Below are 23,234 nucleotides of genomic sequence, written 5' to 3' on the forward strand. Positions count from 1 at the left end.
GTTGCATCACCGTTTTACCCGTGCCCGGAGCGAATCCACCGGGCTCCATTCACTTACGCCTTTCTTGTTACGCGAACGCACGCGGAAGTGGTAGGTGACACCATCGACGACCGGGGAATAGAAGTTGCCCACCGCGCGCGGTGCCGGCTCCAGGTCCTGCCAGACGGGTTGGCCGCTTTCGTCCAGTTCGAAGGCGAGCTGCATCTCGTACTGGTAGGCTTCACGGATGGCCTCAAACTGCAGGAGGATTTCCCCGGGTCGGTTGGAATCGGCAAGGCGCGCCCATGCCGAGGTACGCGGCACCTGTGAGCTCCTCGGCTCGCTGACCGGCAGGAAGCCGGAACCCAGCTGTATGGAACTCACATCGGTGCCATTGTTGATGTAGCTCGCCACCCTCCGCATCATTTTGAGCAGCGCCTCGCGCGCTTCATCCTTCTCTTTTTTCTGCTGGCCGCTGGCCCGTCCGTTTACCGTGATGGCCTGCTTGGCCACATAGTCCAGCGCATACGGTTCGTATTCCGCAAATGGGGGATCCAGATCCGGAAAATCCATGCTCGTGCGCAGGGCATCCGCCGTGCGCGTAGCCATATTCGCGAGCTCCGGGTCGCTCATATAGCCGTAATGTGTGATTAATTTGGGTGTTCTCATTTGTTTTATTGTTTTTGTGTTTTTCTATTGTTAATTGACCGCGGATTACACGGATTAAGCAGATCATCACCGCTAGCCCACCTGTGATAATCCGTTACATCCGCGTCATCGGTGTTCCATGATCCGTCCACCGCGAAACGGCATAGATGGTCTTTACCAGCCTTCGCTTACGCACCACGGCGTTTTCGGCATTTCCTTCCACCGTAATGCACCACGTGCCGTCCCAGTCGTCTACAAAACCGCAATGGGCAATTCGCTTTTTGGTGGTACTGTAGATGCCGAAGATATCACCGGCGCTAACGTCATTGCGATCCCGATTCATCGGGAGAAGCAATCTTTTGACGTTTGGGATACGCCACACGATCCTTTTCTCCGGGAATAGTGCCGCCGCCCAAGCATTCCGGGGCCCGGGATAACCGGCCTGCCCATGGCACCAGCTCACGAAGGCGGCGCACCATTCATACCCTTCGCCCAATCCGCAGTAGCGCAGGTATTCCGCTATGCGAGGCCCGTCATTGTTGCCCGTGGTTTCGCGTACACCGATTTCGGCGATGTAGGTTTCCCGCAATGGACGGAACGCGGATGACGCGGATGGAACGGATAACTGCTGATTATTCTTGGATACTAAATCCGTGATGATCTGCTTAATCCGCGTCATCCGTGTTCTATCTATATCAAGCTCACCACCACCCATATCATTGCCCAGAAATAGGACAGATACAAGCAGCCATAGCATAGTGTGCGTTGCCATAACGTCAATTGATTTAAAGATTCAACCATGTGATTGTAAACTCCTGCGGCGGACAGCCGTGCGAGCGCCACCACGAGCATGGCCAGCGGCAGCATGCTGAGGACACCGATGTCGAGTACGCCGGCCGTGGGATCCCACAGGTGCAACAGCGGACCGCTCCATAAAAACAAGCCCAACGCCAAAAGTGCCTGCATGACCCGCGTGCTCCACCAGCTCCGCAACCAGACGCGGAATTTGGAGTGGATACGCCGCACCTGTACTTGGTCTTCCAACCATATTTCATTACGTTCTACCTCCATCTTATTTTCTCCTTTCTTGTTTATTTAAAACCCTTGTTTACTCCTTAATAGCTAATCGTGAAACGAAGGTAATCCCCCTCTTCTCCCGCCTCCTGTTCGTCAACCGCCAATATCGCTGAGGCGACGCGGCTTTCCGACTCGATAAACTTGGTGCCATCTCTGAGGGCTGTTGCCGCGCGCTGCTCGGGCTTGACGAGTGTGATCGGGATTTCCATGCGGATGGCAAAGGCGATCTGTGTCGCCCACACGTTCAAAAGCGCCGGATCCAGGCTGTCCAACTGGGCCACTTGCTCCGCATCCAGGTGAAAACGTTTAGGCAGGTAAACCTGCAAGCCCTGTTCCACCAAAGTCGCTTCTTTGTCCAATTGCACGGGCGTCATGCCGTCCAACCACAGTTGCCACTGCAACACCCCGTTGCTGCTAAACGCATACATTACATGCTTCTTTTTCATCATGATTTTATTTTTGAACCACCAGACCCCATGTCTGGCGACGGCACAAAAGTAGAAGGGTATAGGCCCAAACAGGGGTCGGTCAACAGGCAAGAAATGGATAGGCGTAAGCGTTGGTGACAAGTGAAATGTGTATATTTACCACTGTGGAAGAAATCGAAAATCCGTTAACACAGCAAGTTCGGAGCTATATGCATTAGAGATCATCCAGAAGACGCGGTGCGTGCGATTGAAATTGTATTATTGGAGATTGGGAGTCGAAACATAGGCAGTAAAAAACCATATGATGGAATCGGAGGTTGTTTGATTGCGTTCGCTTGCAGAGCATCATTTCAACATGGTTATGAAGGCTGTGTTTACTTAATACCCAAAACAACATTGGTATCACATTATTCATCAAAATACGGGTTCTATCATTTGCCCCTGAAGACCCCAACACGTCCGGAAGGATTGATGATTTTATACGATGTAGAAGCGCTTAGGCTAATAAAAAAATACACGCATGAAGAAGACCGATAAAACGGAAAAGATATACCAAGATCTAATGGCTACACATTCGGCCAAAGAGGTCGCAGAAAGTTTCGTATTCCCTTCAGAAATATCAAAGAAGGATGAAAAAGCAATTGCTTTGGCTATACTCGGGGCGTGGTCTGTGGAAATGGTATCCCTCGTGCTTCGCAAAAAATCCTTCATCGTATAGGGTTCCTTGTCCGTCTTCCCATCCAGGCACGTGCAAAAGCAGGTATTGTTTTCCTTACTGTAGGGCTCCAGCAGTGCGATCGCGGCTACGGAACTTGTCCATGATCTCCAGCGTACGCAGGCCGAAGGTCAGTTGTTGGATTACCCAGATTGGCGGGCCTCGCCGCCAATTGATCGCCCGTTTGGCTTAGGGCTGCGGGAAGGCTCGTTTTTAAATCAGTCCCAGTTTCTTACCGAGTTCACTGAGTTGAACCTCGTGCTTCTTAGGATTGGTTGCCACCAGCTTCCGGATATTGGCCAGCTTCCACTTGATGGAGGGAAATGCTTCCAAAGACCCAATGGGGAACAACGACCAATTCGGATCGCCGGCCTTAAAACTCATCAGGAATTTGCGGTCATCAGGCGTAAGCATGGCATCTACCTGTTGCACGAGCTTAATCCGTACTTCCTCGTAGTCGTCATAGCTGAATGGTACATCCACCATGCCGGCAAATTGGGTATCAAAAGCCGATCGCTGGTCAAGGTAGTTCGGGAACATCACTTCGCTTATCGGTCTCGCATGGCTCAGCAGGAAATACAGGAACCCGATTCGAATGTCTTCATTAAAATCTTTGTCGTCTAATAGCAGCCTTACATCAAACAAGTCCCTCGGATGCTGCCTATCCAATGCGGCACATATCTTCCCACCATAAAGTTCACCTGACGAAACCACATTGATGGCTGCAAACTTACCGAACGACTCCTGCACAGTGTCTGTAACCTGCATCAGTCGGGTTGGAAAGATATGCCCACGCGTTGTGGCATTTACTTCTATTTTGACATGGACATTCCTCAGCTGGCAATTCAGTTTCACTTCGTGACCCGCTACCTGTGGAGATGCGGTCACGCTGATCCCACGTATGCTGTTTTTTATCCGATCACGTATATTCCCTAATGACTGCTGGATTTGCTTGAGGGCTGATTCGCGTTCATCAAGAGGCAGGTAAACAAGGTCCAGATCAACCGATAGCCGTGGCATTTCACGGCAGAACAGGTTGATGGCTGTGCCACCTTTCAGCGCAAAAGTCGTTTCCTTCGCCACGTGGGGCAATACTTGCAACAAGAGATCAACTTGGGAGCGGTAAACATTCGATATCATAACTCGGTCAATGTTTTGGGGACGCTTAAACCATATTTCCGGATATAGGCACCACCTGCCCCGATCTTGCGGTCTCCGCTGCCAAGTGCTATCCGGGAAGTGTCGACAAACGACATCCACGCATGTCCGGCTTTATCCGCCATGTACAGGAACAGGCGCTTCACCTTAATAGAGCTGCATTTTTCCAGCAACGTTTGCACAAGCTTCGGCCGCAGATTGGTCAGCCCTTCCATGATTTGGTAACACTCCAATAGATCCACATCATCGGGTGCCAGGTAGAGGCATTCCATGATAGCCCGTTCCGCGCCGGATATCGTTATCCCAAAAGTACGCTCATCATTCATCTCCAGCCCAATTCCATCGGGCAACATGGATGTACGTATGTATTCCATCGGCTGGCCCCAGTCAGTCTTCAACAGCCAAGCAGGTACATTTGCCCTCGCACTTGTAAACAGGAATACCCGTTCACGGCCGCCTCGCAGGTAATGGGTCTGCCCCAACTTGGCCAATGCGGTCAATGCGCCCGCATGGACTGGCAGTGCAACTTGGCTTTGCAAAGCAAATACCGCACCTTCCCATGGCACATCCTCATTTGGTCTGGCGTACGCTCCGCGGGCCACAGGCGCCAGCCAACCGCTTTTTAGATAAAACGCCTGCAAATCCCGCGAAATCCCCAGCGCTTCCAACCATGGCGCCAATAGCAGCGTACCTTGAACATGGTTATCCAATAAAACCTTTAATTTATTTCCTGAATCTGTAGTCACACTACAAATATAAGGATTATTTTAAAGAAATTCGTTTTTATACTTTTCCCAAAACCTATTTTCAAAGAACGGTCCGTATTTCCTTCGTGCCAACGGGTAGACGCACTAACATGTTGCTATCAACCAATCACCACGCGCTTCCTACTTCCTTCCCCCCTCGCAAAAACTATATTTACCCACTCTCGCAGATTAATCCGCTCCCTCCTCCCACCACGCCAAAAACTCATTTCTCTTCCGCACACTTACCGTAATCTCCTCCCCCGGCCTGCCTTGATCCAGTATGATGACCACATCCTTGCCCAACTTGTACACCTCCCGGATGGCCGCACGGTTCAGGATGATTTCGGGGCGTGGTCTGTGGAAATGGTATCCCTCGTGCTTCGCGAAAAAATCCTTCATCGTATAGGGTTCCTTGTCCGTCTTCCCATCCAGGTACGTGCAAAAGCAGGTATTGTTTTCCTTGCTGTAGGGTTCCAGCAGTGCGATCGCGGCTACGGCCTTGTCCAGCCCAGGCACCACGTCCATGCTGCCCTCCTGCCACCGCCGTTCCATCTCCTTGTCGCTCTTGCCGTGATCGCGGCCCCATTTGCGGAATTTATGCATGATCTCTACCGTGCGCAAGCGGTAGTACACCCAGGCAAGTACATTGAAGCCGAGGAACATCAGCAGCACAAACGGAAAATCCTCCAGCGCATAGCGGATGATGCGGTCGGCATGGCCCCGTACCAGGAAGTAAATGGCAAATACCCCGAAGATAAAAAAGCCGGGCATGACGATGCCGAAACCCAATTGCAACAGCATCCGGTTCAACGGGCCGCGGTACCAGCGTATGGCCCAGGGGTGGGTGTCATCCAACACATACGTCACCTGCACGATGCTCCACATCACCACCCAGGCGGATAACACGCTGGGGATGGCCGCTTTGTAAAATGCAAGCATGAAGATCGCCTCGCCAAAACTGCGGTGGTGGGCATAGAGCACAATGAAGATGCCCACGAATACCGCCAGCGGCGGCAGCAGCCACTTTTCGTGGTAGTTCACCTTGTAGGGCTCCAAGCGCCGGAGCGGTTTCTTGTTGAATGGACGGATAATGGATTTCAGGGTTTTAAGTAGTTTGTTCATCATGGATTGGCAAATGTTTCGGCTGCGATTTGGTCAAAGGCGTGGCCATGGCCGCCAGTCGCTGGCGGCCCAATAACAGCCCAGTTAAAAAATTAGTTTATTGTCTAGTTAATTGTTGTCCAGTAAACGTTGTAGGTAGACGTTCTTTTCCTTTTCGGCTTCGAGCAGGCGTTCGTACAATTCCTCATTCTTACCTGCCAACTCGACCACCTTTTCAATGGGGTTGAAATTATTTGTATTAAACGGGCCGAAAGCCTGCGCTTGGTCATGCACATGGTATACCGTAGATCCAAATGCGCCCTCATCCATTTCCTTGAATCGTTCAATGGTAATACCCAGCGGGCCGAGCAACCGCATCAACACCTCATCCGCCAATTCGGGCTTGCCTTCAAAATCAGAAACCTCCTGTTGTTTAAAGCCTGATTGTTCGCCCAATTGCCCTTGCGTCATCCGGTAAAGGCCGCGCAAAAACGCTATCCGGCGGCCAAAGTGGGGTGCTGTCGTATTCATTTTCTGTAGTTTTTGAACTCGTGTTCTCATTGCAAATATATGTTTATGTTTATAAATAAGTGATGATTTTTCTTTCTTGGGCCGTATACGTACCGTAAATACGGCAATACGGTTCTAAAAAAACCAGCGTTACTGCCGGTTGAAACTAGCTCTTTGGAGAAGGGAGGCTATGACCACTTGGCCATAAACGTGCCGAACTTTTTTGGGTGGACGATATTCAGTGTTGGAAAAGGCAAATTCTTGAACACGCTGAAGTGCTTGTCAAAAGTCACCATTGCATCGGCTGTGGCCGAAAGGGCCAAATCGGCGAACTTGTTATCATCGGGATCTTCCTCGATAATCCCCCACCGAAAATACGGCTCCGCAAAAATGACATTGGTATTGGTATCGATGACCAGCTTCGGTTTAGGCAGGTGCATGCTCAATTAGCCACGGAGTTTATCATAGTCTTTGTCCGTGATTCTTTTCTTGGCAACTACTCGATCCACCTCCGCTGCCAGCTTTTGCGAATGATGCTGCGTGAGCAAATCTCGTATTTCCACGGATTCCTCCACACTCATCCTCCGGTTGAACATCCGGAGCAAGCTCAATTGGACATCATTCAATCCCTTTACGTGTTTATCAATTGTAGCCATCTGCTTGTACTTTATTGCCTGTCATACAAAATTAACCAATCGAATCCACTTCTCAAAATCATTGTCTCAAAGAACATCCCCTGTTTCCGTCCGAGGCCGACATTTTTATCCGTGCAACCGTAAGGGTTGCACCTACATTATCCATTGAAAATAACCATATACCATTATTCTCAATGATATTTATGAGCCTTTCCCAAGACTCTGCTCAGGAAAGGTGCTTCGTCAGGTTTAACTAATGACAATTAACCATTAACAATTTTAAAAAACGCCCTCACCCACCTAAGCGGGCAAGGAACGTTTTGCAAACACATGAAGCCGTTATGCGGATTCGCTCTGCTCATCGGTGACCATTAAAAATCTTATTTTTCGATCAAATCTTCAATTTCCTGAATCAGCTCTTCGGTAGTCAGCGAACCCAGTCCGCTTGACCGGAAGAGCCTCCCCTCCTGATCTACGAGCATCAAATAAGGATAACTACGAACATCAAAGGTATCCAGCAGTTCATGATTATTGCCCGTGGTGGTCAGGTTTACCGAGGAGGGTGAAGTGTATTCACCCTCCTCCACACTCTTTAACCATTTTGCTCGGTCTTTATCGACAGATATGGCGATCTTGACAAACCTATCGTTGTCCTTGAAATGCTGGGTCAGGTCTTTTAGCGTGTGTTGGTATAGCCATTTGCAGGGCATGCATCCGGTAAACCAAAAGTCGACGAGCGCAACTTTCCCTTTAAAATCACTCATTTTAACAAGACGATCTTCCGTATCGGGCAATTCGAAAGTTACCGCTTTGCCGGCACTACTATTTTCTAGGATGCCTTGAAGCTCTTCTCGTATCCAGGGTGTCTCCACCTGCCCCAGTGCCTTTTCGACAAGGCCTGCGCCGTCAGGTGAAACTTTGTACCGCTGGAAAACATACCGGGCTATGACCTTGTCCCTAATTACACCCGACAACTGTTTGCGCACAGCTTCCGTCATGGATTTGCCTTCCTTGATTGCGATGACCATCATGCGTTCCATCAAGTAATTTATATAAGGCTCGGAATATTGCAGCTCGTCACCGCCATCAAGATCCAAAGGACTATCCGCTAGTAATTGCTTATATACGGAGTCTACCCACACATTCTCAATCCTAAGATAGTTTTTGAGAAATCTCATTCGTCGACTGAAAAACTCACCTACCACGTTCGCCTGGAGAAGGTTATAAAATTGTTCAGGTATTTCACTCTTATTACGCTCCAATGCGCGCCATTGCGCGGTTTCCCTTATATCTTCCCGCAGGTACTGCTCTATATAGTCTACCTCTTCGTTGCTAGGATTGCCCGTACTCAAATATTGCAATACCCGGCCATAACCCTCCTTTGCTTTTGCCTGTGCCACTTTGTGGGCCGATTGATGAGTGCTATTGGAGAAGAATTTTGTTTGTGTTACTCCTCCAAACATAACCGGTGTCGTTCCAAGTTCGTCTGTAACTGCTGCCTCAGCCAGCTCATGCTGTATGCGGAATTTTTCCGCGGCATTGCCGACGAAACCCATACTCATTTGTGAATTTACCGTGTTGATTCGCAACAAAACGCTGTCACCAGGCTCAATCAAAAATTGCTTTAGTATACCATAAGCCTTAGTCCGCAAACTTACCTGTGCCGGACCAGAAAAAAGTGGCAACTTGATTTCAAACGTACGTTCCTTTATATTGCCTTGAAAAGCATTTCCGGGAACAGTTGCGACTTGGAAACTGAAAGCTTCAGGATAGTTTGACGTAACGAATCTTTCAAAGAAAATCACCTCCACCGTATCAACATCTCCATAATGGCTAATTTCGCCATAGATTACTGCAGGAGCTTGTTTTACCACTTCATTTTCAGGGAGCTGGGCATACATCTGCTGAGCCAGCCCAATAATAAGCCCAATTAGAGCCACTCGCCATAAAATACTTGACATAAAATGGTGTTTGATTAATAGTTAATGTCGTCGTTCAAGCTCAATTTCGTACGGCGGAACCTCCATGTAAAACTGCTCTTCGGCTGACAAAGTGTAAATGATGCCGTTAATTTCCCTTTCCGCTTTATAATCTGAATTTAACCCCTTAAATCGCTTCATATCCATCCAACGGGTTCCCCTAAACACCTGTTCCTTTCTTCGCTCAAGCAATACTTCCTCCAAAGCTTCTTCCACTGTCAGGCTTTCCCATTTCACAAAATCCACATACCTGTTTTCACCCAATTGATTTAGATAAGCTATTCCATCTTCCACATTACCTGCTCTTATGGAAGATTCGGCAGCTGTCAGATACATTTCCGGTAGGCTTATGCCCGTAAAAAGGTCCAAACTTCCTGTCAGCGAACCTTTATACAATGGATTTTCATCACTATCCAGCTTAAAAAACAAGTTCTTTCGTACATCATTTTCTCCATATGCTTTATAAAGCTCCGGATTGATAAATGATTCGGGACTTGCCGTCACTGAATAGCTACTCGTTATACTGTAGAAAACTGTCTCCTTATTGAATAGCGCAAATGGATAAGCCAACGAGGCATCCAACTCTTTATAGTCCAACAACCCATCAACGTGCTCCATCACATAGGCTGCTGCGTTATATGCCTCTTCCCAATTTTCTTCGTACAAATAAACCCTGGCGAGATAGGCTTTTACGGCGGCTTTGTCAGGCCTTGATTTGTAGAGTTGTTTCTCGGGAAGAAGCGTAAATGCCATTTCCAAATCTTGCTTTACCATGTCAAGTACTTCGGAAATCCCCAACATTGCCAACGGTGCATTGATGTCCGATTTCAAATTTACGGGTACCTTGACCTGATTAATCAAGTTACTTTTAGGTCCCGGCAAGAACAATTCTGCCAACTCAAACAGCGCTCTTCCCCTTAATGCCATGGCTTCTCCTTTAAAATAGGAGAATTCTTGACTGGAACGATCTTCAAGATTTTCTAATACATCCATACTGATATGGGAATAGAATATCTTTAGATGGATTCCATTATAATCTCCGGATCGCTGCGTAGGTTCATATATATCTTTCTGCCATAAGTAAGCGTTTTGTTCCCAGGGGTTCATGGCAGTCCATTTTTGGGAAGTTATTTCCCAATCATCCGAGATCAGGAAAGTAGCCAGAGAATTAGTATTTAATCCCGGATAGTAATCCAATAAAGTACGAACGTCTTCCAACGTTGAGGGCACCAGGATATCTTTCACAGGCTTCACTTCGAGATAATCCTGACAGGAGACCGAGCTAAAGAGGAATATTCCATAAAGAGATCTTGTTATGTATTTTTTCATTTTGTGTAGAATTTTGAAAGTGATTGAAAAATGGGGTGGCGGGTATTGACCTGCCGGGTGACAGACGTTGACCTTATGAAGAATGTCTGTCTCCTTTTCCCCTTTTAGTTTCTAGAAATTCAACCGTACCCCCATGGCAATGGATCTTAGCGGTCTGGAAGTTCTATAGTCAGGATCAAAGTCATCCTTGGAGGCTTTCCAGATAATTCCCAAATTATTGGCATAGGCATATACCTCCGCAGACTTGAATGGCATGGCCGAAAACTTTGCCTGGCTTATGCTGTAGGAAAAGCGTACATCATTAAGCCGGATATGGTCACCTTTTTCCACCAAGGCCCCCGAATTAATATAGAAGTTGTTCCTTCGCGAATCCGCCGTTTCCGGCAAAGAAGGAATCTGGGTCCATGTCTCATCCCCCGGTTGCTGCCATCTCCTATCGAAATCACCATGCCCCATCGTTCCCCGCAATAGTGTATAATAATTGATCGATCCCCTCTTATAATAATACCCAAAGCGATACGAAACATTGATTGATAAGGAGAACCCTCTGTATGAAAAATCATTTCTTAAAGCCCCAAAACTTGTTGGCCTTACCGGACCATGATACTGTAGATTGTCTATGGTAGCTTCCCGGGTAATCGCCAGGTAATCGCTGCTCGGCTCTCCGTCCACAAAGCCCCTGGGATCGCCGGTATCAGGATCCAAACCGGCCCACTCGTAGGTGTATATTCCATACAATGGCCGGCCGACTTTAGGATAAGGCATCCCTGTATTGGCAATGTTCAGCAGATTACTGACAGTCGGCAACTTCTCAAAATCAGTCACCTTTTCTTTCAATCCACTGTAGATGAGATTAGAAGTCCAGGAAAAATCCCTTCTGAACCATCTGGCCGATAAAGTAAGGTCTGCTCCGCGCACCTGGCTTCCGGCAAAATTCCCTGTATAGCTTCTCAATCCGGTAGCAGAAGTAACTGAATACTCCCCTAATAGGTCCTTAGAGTCCTTAAAATAATACTCAAATGAAGCTGCCAAAAATCCGTTTTGAGTTTCTATATCCAACGCCAGATTGGTTGTCCTAATTCTTTCCCAACTCAGTTCTGGATTGGGCGGGTTTCCGATTGAAGCAATGGTTAGCTGCGGTAAAACACTTCCTGGAACAAGGCGCACGTAAGAGGCTGTGACTTCAGAAGAGAGACTTTTATCCACATTTCCACTGAACCCATAGGTGGCCCGAAGTTTTATAAAAGGCATATTGGGAAGCTGGGCAAACTTCTCATCGGAGAGAACCCATCCTGCGCCTACAGACCAAAGCGGCACTCCACGCATGTTAGCATCTACACCGAAGATATTTGCCTGATCCTTTCTTGCGCTCAATGTAAGAAAATACCGGTGTTTCAGATCATAGCCCAGGTTGGCATAATAAGACACAAACCGGTCCACTTTCCCTCCATGGGAATCCCCTGAAGTAATATTCCCCTGTACCCCGGGGTTAAAGTAATACGGATACCTGTTCACCATATCCACCGGGACACTCATTCCCATATCATCGCGGTATCCGTAGTAACGATTGGACCAATCCAGCCCTTGAAGATCTCTCACCTCCAGTCCCGCAATGCCGTTTAGAAAGTGTTTCCCCTGCCATTCTTTGGCATAAGTGAGCTGGGGGCGGAACGTATGGGAATAGGTATCCGATTCAGACACATCCAGAATGTCACCAATAGGGACAGGATATCTAAAATTGCCATCTTCATCTACCTGAACAACTTTGTTGATGCGGTCACGGGTTACAAACAGATCCAATGGATCCCGGTTTCTGGAATTCCTTACGTTTTTCCAGTATTGATAGAAGATGCCCACCTTCAGGTCAGGGGTGATGGAATATTGGAGCGAAGGGCTCACTCTCAAATCATAGGCCTGGGTACGATGGTCGAGTTTTCCGATTTCGTTTAGCGGCACATAACTCCAGTCCAATAGCCCACTATCTTCTACTGAAGTAATGTGTCTCGTGCTGTATGACCTGGCTATGGCGAGAAGGCTTCCGTTTCCATCCACAAGCCGGTCGTAGGCGTAGCCGACCGGAAGTTCGGTGCCTGTCTGGATATTTTGATTGGCAAGATTGACCGAAAGCCCAATCTCCAATCGGTCTCCCGCTATTTTCCAGCGATCACCCATGGCGAGCGTCCAGCGGTTGCTGCTATTATCTATCACATCCGGTCGGATTTTGTCGTAGCCCAGCGATAACTGATAGGCATGCCTTGCGCTTCCTCCGGCTATGGAAAGAGCATATTGCTGGTTGATCCCGGGCTGCAGATAGTGATCGTGGATATCATTGCGGACATCTGATTGTCTGTAAAGAGCCATGCTCGCATACGCTTCCTCTTGCGTAATCCCTCCATCCCTGAGCGCGATCAAAGTCTCCACCGCCGGAGAAAGGTGGGATTTGTTTGCATTATTTTCCTGAGTCCTGTAGAAGTTTCTGGAAAATAACTCCTCTTCAATTCCGATAAAATCAGAAATATTCATCCTGGGGGCATAGAACAAATCCCTGTGCTCAGTAAGTGTCACGTTGGAATTGAGACTGACCCTCATGGGCTGATCGTTTTGGCCTTTTACAGTAGTGATCACAATCACCCCATTGCCCGCCCTGGCTCCCCAGATGGATGCCGCTGCTGCATCTTTGAGTACGGTGATAGAAGCGATGCCGTTAGGGTTGATGTTTTCCAATGGACCGTCATACGGAAAATTGTCGACAATGATAAGTGGTGAGGTGTCCGAATTGATGGTACTCCGACCCCGGATAGTGATCGGTTCGTTGGTGGCGTGGATACCCCGATTAAAGATCAGACCGGGAGTGACATCTTCAAGCCTTTCCAGGATATTGGCACTTACTTTTCTATCTATCAGATCTTCATCAAGAAACACGAAGCTGCCTGTAGCCCGTTCTTTTGGTATCTGTTGGTAGCCGGTGCTAAACATTACCTCCACTTCTTCTAATTCACTGGAGGTAACCAGCAGTATGATGACACCCATATTTGCCGATGTTGGCACGGTCCGGGTGATATAACCTACATACGACACCTCTATCATAGACTCCTCCGGCACATCCCGTAGCACAAACTCCCCATTGCGATCGGTTCGGGTTTGCAGCGAGGTACGCTGGCCCTCGGCGTTCAGCACGCGAACCGATGCACCGGCTAATGGACTCCCTAGACTATCCACCACACGGCCGTGGACTTCGGGGTGGGCGAGGATTAATTCACGAAGCGACCCGTTCGACTCCGCTGCGCTCCGCTCAGGGTGACGCAGAGGTGTGGATGACGAGGGGGTGGATTTGGGAAGCAGCGTGACGATGCCGCTTTGGATGCGGTAGTCGATGGGTTTGCCTTGGAGACACGCCCGGAGCGCTTCTTCGAGCGTAGCTTTCTCGAGTTGTACGCTGACCGTACCGGCCTTGCGCATCAGTTGCCTATCGGCCACGAAATCATAGCCGGTTTGCTGGCGCAACTGCTGGATAACCGTGGCTAAGGGTGTGTCTTTAGCGGTGAGGGTAACCTGCTGCCCGTAGGTATTTGCGCTTACGTGCAATAAGCCGAGGCAGAAGAAGAGGAAGATTAGCTTCATATAAAGCCAGATTTTTTGCGGCGGATGCCGCACGTATGTATAAAAATGCATACTTTTGTTTGGTTTGGTAATGGTTAAAACATCCATATTGTTTAGTCGCAAGTGGGTAACGGGCCTACCAAGCTTCGCCGGATTCCGATGGCCGTCGGGATTCGGTTTTTTGTTGGCAGCCTTAGGCTGTGGTTATGTTTTCATGCTCTTCATTATTTAGGGTTTACGATTAGTGTATTGCCATCCATGCGGAACTGCACCGTGCCAGTGGCTTCCATGGCTTCTAGCACCGCAGACAACTTGCGCTGCCGCGATACGGTGCCGAAAAACTCAACCGATCCGGGATCTTTTTCTATGCGTACTTCGATGTCATACCAGCGTGCGATCTGCCGCATGAGCGTGGGTAAGGGTACGCCCGTGAGGACGATGTCGCCGGATTTCCATGAAACGTATTGCTGTACGTCCACTTCGTTTATTTTGATGTTTCCTTTATGGACGATACTTTGTTCTCCGGGCGAAAGTCGATTTAAGATTTTAGATTTTAAATTTACGATTTCTACAACCCCTTCTACTAGCGTCGTTTTGGTCTCGGGCTCATCACCGTATGCCGATATATTAAACTCCGTACCCAATACTTCGACCGTTTGGCCTGCACTTTTTATCCGGAAGGGTTTTCGTTCGTCTTTCTCTACGGAGAAATAGCCCTCTCCTATTAGTTCGACTACTCGTTCGTTTTCGGAAAATCGGGATGGATATTTCAGGCTGGAGCAGGCATTGAGCCAGATGTTGGAGCCATCGGGAAGGGTAAGTTGGTAGGTGCCGCCTTTTGGAGTATTTAGTACATAGTAGTTAGTAGTTAGCTCTCCTTTCTCCGTGCCGGACGGGCTATCTTGCCCCCGCTCCAATACCTCACTGCCGTCATTATATACCACTTCGTCCCCTACGATAATCCCCGTTTGTGCCTCGCTCAGATCTATGGTGCGACCGTCGGCCAGGGTGAGCGTGGCCCGGTTGCCGCCGGGTGCGATGTCATCCACATTTACGATTGTCGATTTACGATTTACGATTTGGTCGCCAAAGAAAATCCATGTAGCGGCTGTCGCCGCTATAAGCACGGCTGCGGCATAGGGTAGCCAATGGGTGAGACGACGGGCAGGTTTATCCAATGGTAGCTTGGCTGCTACACGGTCTTTGATGGCTTTCACCTGCTCATGATCGATGGCGTCTGACGCAGGTTTTGCCAATGCTTGCTCAATCAACGAGGTGAGCTGATCGGATGCTTCCTCCATGTCAAAATACTGAAGCAACGTATCCAACTCCTTGCTGGTGTATGTTCCGTCGAGGTACTTTCGAAACAGGATGGTGATATATTCGTCGGGTGTCAATGCCTTGGGTTTTCCTTAAATACAATCTTCCGGAAAAATCCAATACACCTAAATTGGATAATTTTTGTAATTCACTGGTTTATAGAAAGAAAAAATTTGAATCGCACTCTAGATGACCCATGTACTTTTACAATGGGATATATTTATTATCTTTGTAGTAACTAATGGCAATACAATCATGAAGACACTAAATATATCCATATCTGATTACGAATATGATAAACTGGGATTAAAAGGCAATATGCTTTCGTTTAGTGACTTTGTAGACTTGTTAAGCAGACAAATTTCCAGGCAGCAATTGCGGGCCAGTGTACAGCTCGCTGAAAAATATGGGCTTTCAAAAATGACCATGGATGACATCAATAAAGAGGTAAAGACCGTCCGTAAGAATGCAAAAAATAGTCATTGATACCAATGTCATTGTTTCCGCATTAATCCAGCGCGGTTATCCCTTTTTGATTGTCGATGCTATTTTTGACAATATAAACATTCAGGTATGTATATCCGAAGAACTCTTTCAGGAATATTACGATGTGCTAAACCGAAAGAAGTTTGCCAAATTCCCGGATTTCCTTATGCGGGCACAAACGTTATTGGCCGATATTGAACTCCGGGCAGTTAAATTTACCCCGACTGCTGAAGTTATGATCATAAAAGACGATGATGACAATATGTTGCTGGAGTTGGCAGAAGTCAGCGATGCAGCGTATTTGATCACCGGGAACAGCAATGACTTCACGATAACAGCATATAAAAACACAAAAATTGTCTCTCCTAAAGAATTTTGGGAAATCTATACACTTTCGTAGGAATGAAGAAAGGCGGCCTTATCGCAAAGTGGGTTTTCCTTAAACACAATCTTCCGGAAAAATCCAATACACCTAAATTGGATAATTTTTGTATACTGGTAGCTGACTATAGCTACTATGGAACAGCAATTGATCGGCAGAAAAGCGGACTTTTTGTTGGTGTACGTTCCGTGGAGGTACTTCCGAAATAGCCCGCTATTCCAGCGTCGCTTTCAGTTGAACCTGACTATTTCAAAGCGTTCTGAGCAGCAAAGAATAACCGAACTCAGGTTATTAAAACAGCAAACAGCAATAGCATAAACTGAGGGTAATTGACCAATTGCTCCTTTAGAAACGCATTGGCCCGTTGGATGTGTGCGTTCACGGCGCTTTCGGAAATGCCCAAGCATTCGGCCACCTCGCGATAACTCAGCCCTTCCAGCTTGCACAAGGTGTACACTTCACGCTGTTTGGCGGGCAGTTTGCTGAGCAGCCCGTGCAGGAGTTTCTCGTTCTCCTTTTGGAACAGTTGTGTCTCGATCTGCTCATACCCACCGGCAATAACCGGCTGGAAATATGCCCGCATTTTCTCGTCATGCACCGCCCGCTTGAACAGGTTCTTAGCCTTATTGGCCGAAATACGGAATAGGTAGCCTGCCACCGGCTTATCCGGATCTATCTCCCCCCGCTTCTCCCATAAGGCCATGAAGGTCTCCTGCAAAACCTCCTCCACGAGCACATCGTTTTTGAGCAGTTTGATCAGGTTGGCAATGAGCGCCGGGCTATATTGATGGTAGAGGTGGCTGAAGGCGTGATGATCCCCATCCCGCAGTCTGAGCAGCAAGTCCCTTTCATCGGTAGCGGAGGTAGGTTTCATTGTGTTGATGTCGTTTGTTAACTCAAAGTTAAGGATTTCGATTGGGAGTTACAAACGGATGAGGCTGGATTTTTTGCATTAGCCGATCTTCCGCGGATGGTTGCCGAATATCCCGATGGGAAAATCGAGTTGATTTAACATTGGCCATCACCTTCATCTTGTTCCTCCCGAAAGCATTCACGAAATGTGTGACCTCAAAGAACGAGTTAACGACAGCTAAGCCCGACCGTACGTCTGGTGCAGGCTCCTCGTCTTTTATGCAGCCAGCGAAAAAGATTATCCCTAGAAACAAGGCTAAAGGCGCTTTTCCTTTTAAACTTACAAAACTAACGCTTGCCACCTGTTTATGACGCAAATCACCTTTCATAACTGGTTGCGCGTCCCTATACTACCCACCGCTCACATTCCTCCAAAAACGCTTCATCGGCATCGGCGCCGATACCGGGCAAATCAGGCAATGAAACGCGAAAACCATCAAACGCCACGCCACGCACAACGGGGTCTTCCAAATGCCCAATCATACAAGTATCCAAGTCAAAAAACTGCACATTGGGCGCCGCGTATGCAAAATGGACTTTGGCCGATAAGGCTACGCGGCTTTCCAGCATACCTCCGATCATACAGGGGATCTTGTATTCCGCAGCAGTCTGCTGGATGCGCAATGCCTCAGTAATACCGCCAGATTTGGAGAATTTGATGTTGATGTAATCGCAGGCTTCTTGTGCAGCGAGCCGCTGGGCATCGCGATGGTCATAGCAGCTTTCGTCGGCCATGATGGGGATGGTGGTTTCCTTACGCAATTGTGGCAAAAGGTGATCATCGTAGCTGCGCATGGGCTGTTCGCAGAATTGGATATTCAATGCTTCCAACCCCCGCAGGGCTTTAGTAGCCTGGGTAAAATCCCAGCCTTGGTTGGCGTCTATCCGTATGGGGATCTCCTGCCCAATCGCATCCCGGATGGCCCCTATCCGGGCAATGTCTGCCTCGGGCTCCTTGCCTAATTTGACCTTGAGTACTTCAGCCCCTTGGTTTTTGAAGGCCAGCGCTTTATTGGCCATCTCCATCGGGCTGCTGATGCCTACCGTGATGTCCGTAATGATATCACGGATGGTGCCCCCGAGGTATTTGTATAAAGGTATACCCGCATACTTGGCAGCCAAATCATGAAGGGCAATATCAAAGGCACTTTTGATGGTGGTATTTCTGGCTATAAATGCATCGAGCTCAGCTAACCGTGCGTGAATATCCAATGGATCCCTTCTTTTCCACAGCCGTGCAAAATCACGGGCAAGAACCAGACAGGTATCCTGGGTTTCCCCTACAATCATTGGGAAGGCTGAACATTCGCCTACACCGTACATCCCATTATCTGCATATACCCTAATTAAGGTGTTTTGTGCGTAATCCATCGTGCCCGTGGCTATGACAAAGGGTTCCATGGGGATACTGAAGCGATAAATCTCAGTATGGGTTATCTTCATTTTTTCTTATATTTATCAGTGGTTATAAATGCGCCCGAAATTAGCGTTTTAATTACCGGCAACCAAAAGACGGATGCACTGACAAATCATCATTATGAAATCGTCAAACAAGGGTGCCTGTTTTTGTTATTTTATCAAAAATCATTATAAATAATAGGTAATTAACAATAAAATGAATAATAATTTGAAAATAATTTAATTTTCAACAAAATAATTACTATTTTAGCAAATTGAATACAGCTAACTAAATAGAATGACTAATATATTGAGACAACAGGAGGGGCTTTATCATCCTGATTTTGAGCGTGATTCGTGTGGCGTAGGTTTTATTGCAAACCTCAAGGGTAACAAAACACACACGCAAGTAAGGGATGCGTTGACCATGCTGGAAAACATGGAGCATCGCGGTGCTTGCGGTTGTGATCCAGAAAGTGGCGACGGTGCCGGCATCATGATTCAATTGCCCCATGAATTTCTTTGGGAAGAATGCATATCACTTGGTATCCAGCTAAATGAACCTGGCTACTATGGTACCGGAATGGCATTTTTGCCAAAAAACGCAGAAGCGAACCGCATCTGCCGCAAGCTTATCCAAAGCGCAACCGAAGATAGGGGGATGGAATTCCTTGGTTTCCGGCGTGTGCCTGTAAATGCCGAAGGTATTGGCAGTACGGCGCTGAGCGTGGAACCGGAAATCGTCCAATTTTTCGTTTCGCGGCCAACCGAAATTACTACAACAGAAGATTTTGAACGTAAGCTCTTTGTGCTGAGGCGGCTCATCGCTAAAAAAGTGCGGGAGACCGCTGCGCTCGCTGAAGAACTGTACATCGCATCCTTATCATGCAAAGTGGTGATATACAAAGGGCAGTTGACCACTTACCAAGTTGGCACGTATTTCCCCGACCTTTCGGATGAAAGGGTGGTGTCTGCCTTTGGCTTGGTACACTCCCGCTTTTCTACCAATACATTCCCATCGTGGCAATTGGCCCAACCTTTCCGGATGTTGGCACACAATGGCGAAATCAACACCTTGACGGGGAACCTCAATTGGTTTTATGCGGGTTTACGCTCATTGTCTTCGCCATACTTTACCGAAGAGGAGTTGGAACTGCTGCTTCCTGTGGTGGACGGTCACCAATCGGACTCGGCATGTTTGGATAACGTGGCCGAGCTGCTACTGCACAGTGGACGCAGCATCGCGCATGTGATGCTCATGATGGTGCCCGAAGCATGGGATGGAAACAACCAGATGGAGCCACTCAAAAAGGCTTTCTATGAATATCATGCCACATTGATGGAGCCTTGGGATGGTCCAGCGGCACTCTGCTTCACCGATGGCAAGACCATCGGCGCGATGCTGGATAGAAACGGCCTCAGGCCATTGCGGTTTGCAGTCACTTCAGACAACCGCGTCATTGTGGCATCAGAAGCCGGAGCCCTGCCCGTAGACGAAAACCTCATCATCAAAAAAGGACGCCAACAGCCTGGAAAAATCTTGCTTATCGACATGGAGAAAGGCGAAATCCTTTCGGATGAGCAAGTAAAAGGTGAGCTTTCCAGCAGGCAGCCGTACAATGACTGGCTGCACCAATACAAAATCCGTATGGAGGAGCTAGCCGAACCTCGGGTTACGTTTACTTATCTTTCCAAAGAATCGGTATTCAAATACCAACAAATATTTGGCTACTCAAGGGAAGATGTGGAAGGCATCCTCACCCCAATGGCGCTCGATGGCAAGGAACCTATAGGCTCCATGGGGACAGATGTTCCGCTGGCTGTACTCTCCAACCATCCGCAGCACCTATCAAGCTATTTCAAGCAATTTTTCGCGCAAGTTACAAATCCACCCATCGACCCCATCCGGGAACGTTTGGTGATGAGCCTTGCCACCTTTATCGGCAACGCGGGAAATATCCTCGATGAAGATAAAATGCACTGCCATTGCGTGGCCCTTGAACATCCCATATTGACCAGCAGGGAACTTGAAAAACTCCGTAGCATAGATACTGGAGTGTTTCAGGCCAAGACGTTGCAATGCTATTTCAACGCCAACGGCAAACCTGGATCGCTCGAAGAAGGGCTGACCCGACTGTGCCGTTATGCCGAGGACGCCGTGAAGGATGGGTTTGAGGTAATCATCCTTTCCGACCGTGCCATCGATTCGCAACATGCAGCCATACCATCGTTACTGGCCGTATCGGCCGTACACCACCACCTCATCAAAACTGGGCACCGTGGTGCCGTGGGTCTCGTGGTAGAGGGTGGCGATGTATGGGAAGTGCATCATTTTGCTTGCCTGCTTGCCTTTGGTGCTACAGCCATCAACCCGTATATGGCGCTGGCTACCATCCGCACGCTCAAGGAGCAGAAGGTACTTGAAACCGATTTGAACTGGCCTCAATTGGCCAAAAACTACGTAAAGGCCGTATGCGGGGGTTTGCTTAAGATTTTCTCGAAAATGGGCATTTCCACCTTGCAGTCGTACCACGGCGCTCAGATATTTGAGGTGCTGGGCATCAATAAAGACGTGGTAGATCTATATTTCTGTGGTGCGGTATCCCGCATCGGCGGCTTGGGCCTCGACGATATCGCCCGGGAAGTGCTGAGCAAGCATAACCGTGGTTTTACCAGCTCGCGTAATGCCAAGGATCTATTGCCTGAAGGGGGAATATACCAATGGAAAAGAAGGGGCGAAGCACACCTGTTCAACCCGCAGACGGTGCATCTCCTGCAGCAGGCATGCCGCACGGGTGACTATGAGACCTACAAGAAATATGCGGCGCTCATCAATAATCAAAAAGAGCGCATGTATACGCTACGCGGGTTACTTGATTTCGCGAGGCACCGTACTCCCCTACCCCTTGAGGAGGTGGAGCCAGCCGAAAACATCATGAAGCGTTTCGCCACGGGTGCCATGTCATTCGGATCCATATCCCATGAAGCGCACAGCACCCTGGCCATTGCCATGAACCGCATCGGCGGTAAAAGCAATACCGGCGAGGGTGGCGAAGATGAAATCCGCTTTAAGCCATTAGCCAATGGCGATTCAATGCGTTCGGCCATCAAGCAAATCGCTTCAGGCCGATTTGGCGTGACATCAAACTACCTCACGCAGGCTGATGAATTGCAAATCAAGATGGCCCAGGGTGCAAAGCCCGGTGAGGGCGGCCAATTGCCGGGCCATAAGGTAGACGATTGGATTGCCAAGGTGCGGCATTCTACCCCGGGTGTGGGGCTGATATCTCCGCCACCACACCATGATATTTATTCCATCGAAGATTTGTCGCAACTTATTTTCGACCTGAAAAACGCTAACCGCGAGGCCCGGATAAACGTGAAACTGGTATCAAAGGCCGGCGTGGGTACCATTGCCGCTGGAGTGGCTAAGGCACATGCTGATGTCATCCTTATTGCCGGGTATGATGGTGGTACCGGAGCTTCACCTGTCAGCTCCATCAAACATGCGGGGTTGCCTTGGGAATTGGGCTTGGCGGAATCGCATCAAACCTTGGTCAAAAACAAGCTCCGCAGCCGTGTGGTGTTGCAAACTGACGGGCAGCTCAAAACAGGCCGGGATATCGCTATCGCCACGTTATTGGGCGCTGAGGAGTGGGGCGTAGCTACCGCGGCTTTGGTGGCAGGAGGATGCATCATGATGCGTAAATGCCATTTGAACACCTGCCCTGTAGGTGTGGCTACGCAAGATCCTGAACTCCGTAAATTGTTTACCGGTAAGCCGGAAGATATTGTCAACTTGTTTAAGTTCCTTGCTGAGGAATTGCGCGAAATCATGGCTGAGCTGGGTTTCCGCACCATCAATGAAATGGTAGGACGGGCCCAGTTTCTCAAAAAACGGGAAGATATAAACCATTGGAAAGTCGACAAACTTGACCTTTCGGGCATTCTCTATGTGGCACACAGCGATAGCGGTGAAACGCTGTACCAAACCGAGCAGCAGGACCATGGCATGGACATGATCTTGGACTGGGGCTTGCTGAAGCAGGCCCGCAAGGCACTGGACAGCAAAACTCCTGTATTCGGCGCGTTCAATGTGAAAAACACGGACCGTACCATCGGTACCTTGCTATCCAATGAGATATCCAAAATATATGGTGGCGAGGGTCTTCCAGACAATACCATTAACTACAAATTCACCGGTTCGGCCGGGCAGAGTTTTGGTGCATTTGCGGCCAAAGGACTATCTTTTGAGTTGCAAGGAGAGGCCAACGACTATGTAGGAAAGGGTCTCTCCGGTGCGCAATTGGCGATATATCCCGCTGAAGACAGTCCATTGGTGCCACATGAAAACATCATCATCGGAAACGTGGCCTTATATGGAGCTACATCTGGCCATCTCTTTGTATGTGGCCAGGCAGGCGAACGATTTGCCGTGCGTAACTCCGGAGCGACCGCTGTGGTGGAGGGTGTGGGCGACCACGGCTGCGAGTACATGACTGGTGGACGGGCGTTGATACTTGGTGCGACGGGCCGCAATTTTGCTGCAGGCATGAGCGGGGGCATCGCATGGGTATATGACATGGAAGGCACATTCAGGAGCAACTGCAACACCGAAATGGTAGACCTTGATCCATTGGAAACCGAAGATGAAACCGCCATCATTGCCTTGCTCAAACGGCATATCCACCTCACAGGAAGCAAGCGTGCCACCCATATCCTTAAACACTGGAAAACGGAGAAGGCTTGTTTCATCAAGGTATTCCCGAGGGAATATAAAAATGTGTTGCAGTCAAAATTAGTAGAAGCATAAACAATTATATAGCGAGAT

21 protein-coding genes are annotated in these 23,234 nt (G+C 48.5%); 5 read left to right on the forward strand and 16 right to left on the reverse strand.

Translation table 11 applies throughout. The features are described from left to right. Positions 1 to 6: 6 nt before the first annotated feature. From NF543_RS14720 to NF543_RS14735, 4 genes are all read right to left on the reverse strand, one after another. Positions 7 to 648 carry a fibronectin type III domain-containing protein gene (locus tag NF543_RS14720; protein ID WP_257669094.1) on the reverse strand — a complete coding sequence of 214 codons (642 nt, stop codon included), beginning with the start codon at positions 646 to 648 and terminating at the stop codon, positions 7 to 9. Between the two features lie 94 nt (positions 649 to 742). After that, the gene (locus NF543_RS14725) at positions 743 to 1,399 is read right to left on the reverse strand and encodes a CHAP domain-containing protein (protein ID WP_257669095.1); all 657 of its coding nucleotides are present in this window, start codon (positions 1,397 to 1,399) and stop codon (positions 743 to 745) included. Further along, positions 1,318 to 1,698 (reverse strand): hypothetical protein, encoded by a 381-nt coding sequence (locus NF543_RS14730; protein ID WP_257669096.1) that lies wholly within the window; start codon positions 1,696 to 1,698, stop codon positions 1,318 to 1,320. Before NF543_RS14730 ends, NF543_RS14725 begins: the two co-directional genes overlap by 82 nt. Before the next feature lie 44 nt (positions 1,699 to 1,742). After that, positions 1,743 to 2,273, reverse strand: coding sequence for a hypothetical protein (locus NF543_RS14735; RefSeq protein WP_257669097.1), 531 nt, complete (start codon positions 2,271 to 2,273; stop codon positions 1,743 to 1,745). A 379-nt stretch (positions 2,274 to 2,652) separates the two neighbouring features. Between NF543_RS14735 and NF543_RS14740 the strand changes: the two genes are divergently transcribed. Then, on the forward strand, positions 2,653 to 2,850 hold the full coding sequence (locus NF543_RS14740; protein WP_257669098.1) for a hypothetical protein: 198 nt from the start codon (positions 2,653 to 2,655) through the stop codon (positions 2,848 to 2,850). Between the two features lie 210 nt (positions 2,851 to 3,060). On the opposite strand, the gene NF543_RS14745 is transcribed toward NF543_RS14740, so the two are convergent. From NF543_RS14745 to NF543_RS14790, 10 genes are all read right to left on the reverse strand, one after another. Continuing rightward, a complete protein-coding gene (locus tag NF543_RS14745; RefSeq protein WP_257669099.1) occupies positions 3,061 to 3,987 on the reverse strand; it encodes a nucleotidyl transferase AbiEii/AbiGii toxin family protein in 927 nt (308 codons plus the stop codon). Next, positions 3,984 to 4,751: a type IV toxin-antitoxin system AbiEi family antitoxin gene (locus NF543_RS14750; RefSeq protein WP_257669100.1), complete on the reverse strand. Its 768-nt coding sequence runs from the start codon at positions 4,749 to 4,751 to the stop codon at positions 3,984 to 3,986. The genes NF543_RS14745 and NF543_RS14750 overlap by 4 nt, the downstream gene beginning before the upstream one ends. 189 nt (positions 4,752 to 4,940) lie before the next feature. Beyond that, positions 4,941 to 5,876: a hypothetical protein gene (locus NF543_RS14755; protein ID WP_257957514.1), complete on the reverse strand. Its 936-nt coding sequence runs from the start codon at positions 5,874 to 5,876 to the stop codon at positions 4,941 to 4,943. A gap of 105 nt (positions 5,877 to 5,981) precedes the next feature. Further along, entirely contained in the window at positions 5,982 to 6,383 is a 402-nt protein-coding gene (locus tag NF543_RS14760; RefSeq protein WP_257669102.1) for a helix-turn-helix domain-containing protein, read from the reverse strand. Positions 6,384 to 6,550: 167 nt separating this feature from the next. Next, the gene (locus NF543_RS14765) at positions 6,551 to 6,802 is read right to left on the reverse strand and encodes a PIN domain-containing protein (protein ID WP_257669103.1); all 252 of its coding nucleotides are present in this window, start codon (positions 6,800 to 6,802) and stop codon (positions 6,551 to 6,553) included. 6 nt (positions 6,803 to 6,808) lie between these two features. Continuing rightward, positions 6,809 to 7,018 carry a DUF8507 family protein gene (locus NF543_RS14770; RefSeq protein WP_257669104.1) on the reverse strand — a complete coding sequence of 70 codons (210 nt, stop codon included), beginning with the start codon at positions 7,016 to 7,018 and terminating at the stop codon, positions 6,809 to 6,811. A 359-nt stretch (positions 7,019 to 7,377) separates the two neighbouring features. Beyond that, complete coding sequence (locus NF543_RS14775; protein ID WP_257669105.1) at positions 7,378 to 8,958, reverse strand: TlpA family protein disulfide reductase; 1,581 nt, start codon at positions 8,956 to 8,958, stop codon at positions 7,378 to 7,380. 21 nt (positions 8,959 to 8,979) lie between these two features. Beyond that, entirely contained in the window at positions 8,980 to 10,305 is a 1,326-nt protein-coding gene (locus NF543_RS14780; RefSeq protein WP_257669106.1) for a RagB/SusD family nutrient uptake outer membrane protein, read from the reverse strand. A gap of 111 nt (positions 10,306 to 10,416) precedes the next feature. Beyond that, positions 10,417 to 13,926 (reverse strand): SusC/RagA family TonB-linked outer membrane protein, encoded by a 3,510-nt coding sequence (locus NF543_RS14785; RefSeq protein WP_257669107.1) that lies wholly within the window; start codon positions 13,924 to 13,926, stop codon positions 10,417 to 10,419. Positions 13,927 to 14,129: 203 nt separating this feature from the next. Then, positions 14,130 to 15,302, reverse strand: coding sequence for a FecR family protein (locus NF543_RS14790; RefSeq protein ID WP_257669108.1), 1,173 nt, complete (start codon positions 15,300 to 15,302; stop codon positions 14,130 to 14,132). A 178-nt stretch (positions 15,303 to 15,480) separates the two neighbouring features. On the opposite strand from NF543_RS14790, the gene NF543_RS14795 reads away from it, so the two are divergent. From NF543_RS14795 to NF543_RS14805, 3 genes are read left to right on the forward strand one after another with little or no spacing between them, the layout of a single operon-like run. Then, entirely contained in the window at positions 15,481 to 15,711 is a 231-nt protein-coding gene (locus NF543_RS14795) for an antitoxin VapB family protein (protein ID WP_257669109.1), read from the forward strand. Next, a complete protein-coding gene (locus NF543_RS14800) occupies positions 15,692 to 16,111 on the forward strand; it encodes a putative toxin-antitoxin system toxin component, PIN family (RefSeq protein ID WP_257669110.1) in 420 nt (139 codons plus the stop codon). Before NF543_RS14795 ends, NF543_RS14800 begins: the two co-directional genes overlap by 20 nt. Before the next feature lie 2 nt (positions 16,112 to 16,113). Next, positions 16,114 to 16,302, forward strand: a complete 189-nt coding sequence (locus tag NF543_RS14805) for a hypothetical protein (protein ID WP_257669111.1) — start codon at positions 16,114 to 16,116, stop codon at positions 16,300 to 16,302. A gap of 74 nt (positions 16,303 to 16,376) precedes the next feature. Here the strand turns inward: NF543_RS14805 and NF543_RS14810 are convergent, their stop codons facing one another. Further along, positions 16,377 to 16,967 (reverse strand): RNA polymerase sigma factor, encoded by a 591-nt coding sequence (locus tag NF543_RS14810; RefSeq protein ID WP_257669112.1) that lies wholly within the window; start codon positions 16,965 to 16,967, stop codon positions 16,377 to 16,379. Between the two features lie 383 nt (positions 16,968 to 17,350). Then, positions 17,351 to 18,448, reverse strand: coding sequence for a mandelate racemase/muconate lactonizing enzyme family protein (locus tag NF543_RS14815; RefSeq protein WP_257669113.1), 1,098 nt, complete (start codon positions 18,446 to 18,448; stop codon positions 17,351 to 17,353). 253 nt (positions 18,449 to 18,701) lie between these two features. On the opposite strand from NF543_RS14815, the gene gltB reads away from it, so the two are divergent. Continuing rightward, the gene (gene gltB / locus NF543_RS14820; RefSeq protein WP_257669114.1) at positions 18,702 to 23,216 is read left to right on the forward strand and encodes a glutamate synthase large subunit; all 4,515 of its coding nucleotides are present in this window, start codon (positions 18,702 to 18,704) and stop codon (positions 23,214 to 23,216) included. Positions 23,217 to 23,234: the final 18 nt, after the last annotated feature.

Origin of the sequence: Parapedobacter tibetensis (assembly GCF_024704835.1) — a bacterium.
Classification (GTDB): domain Bacteria; phylum Bacteroidota; class Bacteroidia; order Sphingobacteriales; family Sphingobacteriaceae; genus Parapedobacter; species Parapedobacter tibetensis.